The following is a 2700-nucleotide window of genomic DNA, read 5'->3' as shown; positions in this document are numbered from 1 at the left end:
ACCTCACTACATTTAGGATGTGGTTGTCAAGTTCCACACAAAACGGCATAGAGCCAAAAATTACATGGGTATGGAACGGTGGTGTAGCGTTTGGCACCAAGTGGACGAGATTATTAATTTGGCACCACAGCGCGTTCTTGAAATTGGCCCTGGGCCTGGTGTTTTCAAACAGACAGCCGCACTGTTTGACATACACGTTGAAACCCTTGATCTTGACCCAGAACTCAAACCTGATCATGTGGGCTCGGCAACAGCTTTGCCCTTTAAAGATAACGCCTACGACGTGGTGTGTGCATTTCAGATGCTTGAACACCTGCCATACGAGGTCTCATTGCAAGCTTTTGCCGAAATGGTGCGAGTCAGTGGCCGCTATGTAGTGATCAGTCTGCCAGACGCGCGGACCATGTGGCGGTATCAATTACAGATACCAAGGTTTGGGATATACACATTTCTGGTTCCGCGGCCACGCCTTAAAGCGCCTGTTCACGAATTTGATGGTGAGCATCATTGGGAAATCAACAAACGGGGTTATCCGCTTGATCGCATCATCAATGATTTCACTGCTGCCGGTGCAAAATTAATAAAAACTTATCGTGTTCCTGAGAACCCGTACCACAGATTTTTCATATTTCAGAATTAAGCAGACATAAATAAGACATGGCCTTACGGCTAAAACTGTCACCCCACCACCCCCCCCATGCCTGACCTCATCGCCCTCCTGGAAAAAGCACGCCCGCTGTGGCCGTACGTGCGCAGCCGCCGCTTTGTCTGGCCAGCCATCTTGTGCGTGGTCGGCGTGCTTTATGGGGTGCTTGACATCGGCGGGTTTGTTGCCGCACCGCTTTACAACACCATGGTGCCTGCTGTCATTAGCTTGACCGCGCTGGTGTTGTTGGCCAACGCCACCAGCCGGCTGCCGCACGAAAAGCGCTGGCTGGCCCGCGTTGAAAACTTATTGGATGCCAGCGATCATGACAAGGCCGCCCAATCGCTCTCGGCACCACCCCCGCTAATGGGCTTTGCTGCGCGCGCCGCACAGCAAGTTGTGCTGGTCCGCTTGAAAATCGAAACCGGCGACTTGCTCGCGGCCTACCAGGCACTTATTGCGGCAGAAAAAACGGTGCTGTTGCCAAGCGAACGCTTGCCACTTCGGTTGTCAAAAGCCCAGTTACTGTTCAATGCAGGCAACTATGCTGCCTTTGGCCAGCTGCTAACCGTCATCGACGCTGCGCCGCCCGCAAACGGCAAGCCCCGCATTCGCTATTTGCTGCTGCAAAGCTTGCGCTGTGAGTTGGCGGGCTCATATGCGGCTGCGAAGAGTCTGATTGAAGAAGTCATAGAGCTTGCTGCATCGCCCGGTGAGCGCATTCGCGGCTACAACAATCTGGCACGCCTTGAAGCCATGCAAGGCAACCACCTCAACGCCCAAAGCTACTACGAGCAGGCTTGGGCGCAATTACAAAGCGCACCTGTACCGGCGCTATACCCGGTGGTTTTGCATAACCTGATGCTGAGCTATGCCATGCATCACGCCCATGCCAAGGCACTGAGCTTGCTGGCCACGTACCGCCAGGCCGTCAAGCCAGACAACGTTGCGCAAGTGCATGAATTGCTGTCAGACCAGCTTCATTTGGCCCGGCAGCTGGGCGACCGGGCGCTGTTATTGGATGCTTACGAGCGCGCCCAAACCGAATTGGTACCGCTACTGAGCACGGCACAACGCTTTGCCGTGGCGGTTTCAGAGCTGCGCATGCGGATGAATGATGGTGTCGACTTTGCTGGCCATTTCAACAAAACAATAGGCCAGTTCGACCAACAAACAGGCCTGACACCTGTGGAACGCTTTAATGTGCTGAGCCAGATCATGGCCGTTTGCCAACAAGACAACGGTGCCCAGCTTGGCCCGGCGGCTATGGCTAACTGGCAAAAAGCCAGCGCGGCCCTGTTGGCCATGGAAGACCAGATTGCCGACCAACTGCGCAGCGTGCCGCCGCAGTTGCCCACCCTGCGCGATGAATGGCATCAACGTCAGGTGGAACTGATCAAGCTCAAAATCGCTTCCGCACACCCACCCATTCCCAAGCCACTGGTCACAGCATTGTTTGTCGCCATCCAGGAGCGCCGCCAGTTGTGGGCGGACAAGCAAAACCCGGTAAGCGAGCTTGAGGCGTTGATCGTGATGTGTGACGAATACATTGCCTACCGGGCGGCGCTGGGGCCGGCGTTTGTGCATGACTACCAGCGGCAGGCCGAAGCGGCATTGCGAGACGCCGGCCAGATTGCCCAAGCCAAATGGCCGCACCCCAGCATGATTCAGTACGCGTTTGGTTTGGCTTATTTTTATTGGCAGATCGCCAACCGGGCCGAACTGGCCGCTACCTGGTTGACCCGTTTTAACCAAAGCGGTTTGAGCTTGGCGCACAGTGCAGCATGGCTGCGGCAACAGCATGCGCAACTGACGGCTTGGCTTGGCAACAATGTCAATGAATTACCTGATCAACCAGCACGTTTGCCAGTGCATTGCACACCCCCCAACTTGGCAAAAGATGTAGCAAACGCTAAAGTTGCACCTAAATATTTAGATGCAACTTTAAACTATTGCTAAAACACTTCACATGTCAAATCAACAGGCAACATCAGGTTTCGGGGGCTCTATGCCGTTTAGTGTGGAACTTGACATCAAAGGCAGCGGTGGATTAG

General features: G+C 54.4%; 2 protein-coding genes. Both read left to right on the top strand.

What is annotated here, in order from left to right; all coding sequences use genetic code 11:
- Positions 1-100 precede the first annotated feature (100 nt).
- Positions 101-640, top strand: a complete 540-nt coding sequence (locus tag IBX54_RS14210) for a class I SAM-dependent methyltransferase (protein WP_296543308.1) — start codon at positions 101-103, stop codon at positions 638-640.
- Between the two features lie 57 nt (positions 641-697).
- Positions 698-2605 carry a hypothetical protein gene (locus tag IBX54_RS14205; protein ID WP_296543307.1) on the top strand — a complete coding sequence of 636 codons (1908 nt, stop codon included), beginning with the start codon at positions 698-700 and terminating at the stop codon, positions 2603-2605.
- The last annotated feature ends 95 nt before the right edge of the window (positions 2606-2700 follow it).

Origin of the sequence: Rhodoferax sp. (genome assembly GCF_014859475.1) — a bacterium.
Taxonomy (GTDB): domain Bacteria; phylum Pseudomonadota; class Gammaproteobacteria; order Burkholderiales; family Burkholderiaceae_C; genus Rhodoferax.
Note: the sequence above shows the minus strand (reverse complement) of the source record. Positions and strands in the feature narration are given on the sequence as shown.